This window comes from Terrabacter sp. P5_B1 (assembly GCF_056400505.1).
Map to the genome: position 1 here is coordinate 1 of NZ_JBFULD010000317.1, position 4,874 is coordinate 4,874.

General features: G+C 70.5%; 4 protein-coding genes. All 4 read left to right on the forward strand.

Annotated elements, in window-relative coordinates; genetic code table 11:
* Positions 1 to 77: 77 nt before the first annotated feature.
* The 4 genes from topA (at position 78) to AC1DP0_RS18110 (ending at position 4,705) form a co-directional block, all read left to right on the forward strand.
* Positions 78 to 2,831 (forward strand): type I DNA topoisomerase, encoded by a 2,754-nt coding sequence (gene topA / locus AC1DP0_RS18095; protein WP_478087104.1) that lies wholly within the window; start codon positions 78 to 80, stop codon positions 2,829 to 2,831.
* Between the two features lie 74 nt (positions 2,832 to 2,905).
* Positions 2,906 to 3,379, forward strand: a complete 474-nt coding sequence (locus AC1DP0_RS18100; protein WP_478087108.1) for an N-acetyltransferase family protein — start codon at positions 2,906 to 2,908, stop codon at positions 3,377 to 3,379.
* A gap of 12 nt (positions 3,380 to 3,391) precedes the next feature.
* On the forward strand, positions 3,392 to 4,195 hold the full coding sequence (locus tag AC1DP0_RS18105) for a PIG-L deacetylase family protein (protein WP_478087110.1): 804 nt from the start codon (positions 3,392 to 3,394) through the stop codon (positions 4,193 to 4,195).
* A gap of 42 nt (positions 4,196 to 4,237) precedes the next feature.
* The gene (locus AC1DP0_RS18110; RefSeq protein ID WP_478087112.1) at positions 4,238 to 4,705 is read left to right on the forward strand and encodes an SCP2 sterol-binding domain-containing protein; all 468 of its coding nucleotides are present in this window, start codon (positions 4,238 to 4,240) and stop codon (positions 4,703 to 4,705) included.
* Positions 4,706 to 4,874: the final 169 nt, after the last annotated feature.

A 4,874-nucleotide genomic window follows, 5' to 3' on the forward strand; every position in this document is an offset into this window, starting at 1 on the left:
GTTACGGTCGGTCCGCGTCCACGTCCGGGCAGCGACGAATCCGCTGCACGTGAGATGCGGGAAGTTGAAGGTRCACCATGGCCGCAGGCAAGGGCCGCAAGCTCGTCATCGTCGAGTCGCCCGCCAAGGCGAAGACCATCGCCGGCTACCTCGGGGGCGACTTCGAGGTCGAGGCGTCCGTCGGTCACATCCGTGACCTGCCCAACCCGTCCGAGCTGCCGGCCGACATGAAGAAGGGCCCGTTCGGCAAGTTCGCCGTCGACGTCGACAACGGCTTCGAGCCGTACTACGTCGTCGACCCGGACAAGAAGAAGAAGGTCGCGGAGCTCAAGCGGCTGCTCAAGGACGCCAGCGAGCTCTACCTCGCCACCGATGAGGACCGCGAGGGCGAGGCGATCGCGTGGCACCTGCTCGAGGCGCTCAAGCCGCGGGTTCCCGTCAAGCGCATGGTGTTCCACGAGATCACCCGCGAGGCGATCCAGCGCGCCGTCAACGACACCCGCGAGATCGACACCGCGATGGTCGACGCGCAGGAGACCCGCCGCATCCTCGACCGCCTCTACGGCTACGAGGTCAGTCCGGTCCTGTGGCGCAAGGTCCGCCAGGGCCTCTCGGCCGGCCGCGTCCAGTCCGTCGCGACCCGCATGGTCGTTGAGCGTGAGCGCGAGCGCATGGCGTTCGTCCGCTCCTCCTACTGGGACGTCGAGGGCGACTTCACGCCCGACGCCGCGAGCCAGCAGTTCACCGCGCGGCTGTCGTCCGTCGACGGCGTCCGCGTCGCCACCGGCCGCGACTTCGCCGACGACGGCCGCCTGACCGGAAAGGGCGTCGTCCACCTCGACGAGGCGCTCGCGACCCGGATCGCCTCGGCGTGCCTCCCGCTCGCTGCACGCGTCACCGACGTCCAGGAGAAGCCCTACACCCGCCGCCCGTCGGCGCCGTTCACGACCTCGACCCTCCAGCAGGAGGCGTCGCGCAAGCTGCGGATGTCATCCAAGAACGCCATGCGCGTGGCGCAGCGGCTCTACGAGAACGGCTACATCACCTACATGCGTACCGACAGCACGACGCTGTCGGACGCCGCGACGACCGCCGCGCGCAGCCAGGCCCGCGACCTGTACGGCGCCGAGTACGTGCCGGACAGCCCGCGCCGCTACGAGAAGAAGGTCAAGAACGCGCAGGAGGCCCACGAGGCCATCCGTCCCGCCGGTGACCGCTTCCGCTCGCCGGCCCAGGTCGCCGGGTCGCTGCGCGGCGAGGAGTTCGCGCTCTACGAGCTGATCTGGAAGCGCACCGTCGCCTCGCAGATGGCCGACGCCCGCGGCTCGACCGCCACCGTCAAGCTCGCCGTCGACACGGCGATCGAGGGTGCGCAGTCCGTCGAGTTCAGCGCGAGCGGCACCGTCATCACCTTCAAGGGCTTCCTCGCCGCGTACGAGGAGGGCCGTGACGACGAGGCCGCCGCCCGCGCCGACGCCGCCGCCGAGGAGCGCCGCCTGCCGAAGCTCTCGGCCGGGGTCGCGCTCGAGGTCGTGCGCGCCGAGGCCGACGGCCACGAGACGAGCCCGCCCGCCCGCTTCACGGAGGCCACGCTCGTCAAGGCGATGGAGGAGCGCGGCATCGGCCGCCCGTCGACGTATGCCGCGACGATCGGCACGATCCAGGACCGCGGCTACGTCTTCACCAAGGGCCAGGCGCTCGTGCCGACATGGCTGGCCTTCGCCGTCACGCGCCTGCTCGAGGAGCACTTCGGCAACCTCGTCGACTACGAGTTCACCGCCTCGATGGAGGAGGACCTCGACCGCATCGCCAACGGCGACGAGGGTCGCGTCGAGTGGCTGAAGCGCTTCTACTTCGGCGAGGAGGCGACCTCGGCCGCCGGCCTGCGCAGCCTCGTCGAGGACCTCGGCGAGATCGACGCCAAGGAGATCTCGACGATCCCCATCGGTGACGGCATGGTCGTGCGCGTCGGGCGCTACGGGCCCTACGTCGAGGAGCTGGTGCCCGCAGGGGTCGACCTCGCGACGGGTGAGGTGGCCGCGGGCGCCGAGGTGCCGGCCACGCCGCGCCGCGCGACGATCACCGACGACGTCGCCCCCGACGAGATGACGCCCGAGATGGCGCGCGAGCTGCTCGAGGTCGCAGCCGACGACGGCAAGGTGCTCGGCCAGGACCCCGAGACCGGCCGCGAGATCGTCGCGCGCGCCGGCCGCTACGGGCCCTACGTCACCGAGGTCATCGAGGACGACGAGGCGGGCGACAAGCCCAAGGGCAAGAAGGCCGCCAAGGTCAAGCCCCGCACCGCCTCGCTCTTCAAGGACATGGAGCTCTCGACGCTGACGCTCGACGACGCGCTCAAGCTGCTGTCGCTGCCGCGCGTCGTCGGCGCCGACGCCGACGGTGTCGAGATCACCGCTCAGAACGGTCGCTACGGCCCGTACCTCAAGAAGGGCACGGACTCGCGCTCGCTCACGACCGAGCAGCAGCTCTTCGACATCACGCTCGAGGAGGCGCTCGCGATCTACGCGCAGCCGAAGCAGCGCGGGCGTGCGGCGGCGACCCCGCCGCTCAAGGAGCTCGGCACCGACCCGGTCAGCAGCAAGCCCGTCGTCGTCAAGGACGGCCGCTTCGGTCCGTACGTCACCGACGGCGAGACCAACGCGACGCTGCGCAAGGACGACGACCCGGCCGCGATCACCGCGGAGCGCGGCTACGAGCTGCTCGCCGAGAAGCGCGCCAAGGGCCCGACGACCCGCAAGCGCGCCGTGAAGAAGACGGCCAAGAAGACGGCGAAGCGCACGACCAAGAAGGCCACCGCCAAGAAGGCCTGACGCCTGACCCGCTCATTCGGTATGCCGGGTCGTGGCCCTCCCGATGGGCGTGACGTCGCGCTAGCGTCGGGTTGGTGGTCGACATCCGGAGGTTCGGGCCCGACGACCGGGGCCGGTGGGAAGTGCTCTTCCGCGCGTACATCAGCTTCTACGGGCGCACTCTCGACGACACGGCATACGACACGGCATGGCGCGAGATCACCTCTGGCGCGCGGCTGCACGGGCGCGGCGCGTGGCTGGACGGGCAGCTCGTCGGGATCACGCACTTCCTCGTGCATCCCAGCTCGAGCGAGCCGGACCTGTGCTACCTCGAGGACCTCTTCACCGACCCGGCGCTGCGTGGGCGCGGGGTCGCCACCGCGCTCATCGGCGCCGTCCGGGACTGGGCCCGCGACAGAGGCTGCGTCAGCGTCTACTGGCAGACCCACGAGGGCAATGCCGTGGCGCGGCGCCTCTACGACGAGGTGGCGACCTACGAGGGCTACGTCGTCTACACGCTGCCCGTCGGGGCTGCGTCCGCCGATGGTGGGAACGTCGGTGCGCGGTGAGAGGCTGAGGGCATGTCAACCGTTGTCTTCGTCCACGCCCATCCTGACGACGAGGCGTCCCAGTCCGCCGGCTCGATGGCGCGCGCCGTCAGCGAGGGGCACCGCGTCGTCCTCGTCGTCGCCACCAACGGCGACCACGGTGACGCCCCCGAAGACCTGGCGGAGGGCGAGACCGTCGTGCAGCGGCRCCGGGTCGAGGCGGCTGCGTCCAACGCCGTCATCGGCACGCACCGGGTCGAGTTCCTCGGCTACGCCGACTCCGGCATGACCGGGTGGGCCCAGAACGACCACGAGGAGAGCTTCGCCCGCGCCGACACCGAGGAGGCCGCCGAGCGCCTCGCGGCCGTGCTGCGCGAGGAGGACGCCGACGTCGTCGTCGGCTACGACTGGCATGGCGGCTACGGCCATCCCGACCACGTCAAGGTCCACGCCGTGACGAAGCGCGCGGCCGAGCTCGCCGGCACGCGGCGCTACCTCGAGGGCTCGATGAACCGCGACGCCATGATCCGCTCCCACCAGGCGGCGATGGCCGCCGGGCTCGACGTGCTGGAGTGGGACCCGAGCGCGCCGATGGACGACGGCAACCCGCTCGGCAGCCTCGAGAGCGAGCTGCACTGGGCCTGCGACGTCAGCGAGTTCCTGGAAGTCAAGCGCTCGGCACTCAAGGCCCACGCGAGCCAGTCCGACGCGCAGGGGATGCTCCAGATGCCGATGGAGATGTTCGCCGTCGCCTTCGCCTGGGAGCACTACATCGAGCCCGGGCGCCCGGAGGGGATGGTGGCGGGCTGGTTCCTCGACGGCTCAACCGTCCAGTAACCTACTGGCGGTAACAACGTCGTCTCCGTCCGGAGGGACCGCATGTCCGACATCGACCTCACAACCGCCAGCGCCGAGCAGATCGCGGCCGTCGAGCCCCGCGAGTTCATCCGCATCGTCAAGGAGATGTCCGACAGGGACGTCAGGGCGGTCATGGAGAGCCCCAACCGTGAGGCGATCGTCGACGCGATCTTCCGGCGGATGCCCGAGCTCTTCCGGCCCGATCGTGCCGGCTCGACCACGGCCACCACGCACTGGAGCATCACCGGGCGACCCGACGGCGGCGCCGACGAGTGGACCGTGCGCTTCGCTGACGGGACGTGCAGCACGCTCCCCGGGCACGACGGGGACTCGACCCTCACCCTGGCCATGACGCCCGTCGACTTCGCCAAGGTCATCACCAAGAGCGGCAACCCGGTCATGATGTTCATGACCGGCAAGATCAAGGCGAAGGGCGACCTCGGGCTCGCCGCCAACATCGCGAACTTCTTCGACCTGCCCAAGGCCTGAGGCGGCGGCCCGTCGTGGTGGAGTTCTCGCTCGCCCTGAACGACGACCAGACCGAGCTGCGGGACTGGGTGCACGGCTTCGCCGCCGCCCCGAGCCTCCACCGTCGAGAGGCCACGTGTTGCCGCCTCGTTCGCGTCGAGAGGCCACGTGTTGCCGCCCCGTCACGTCG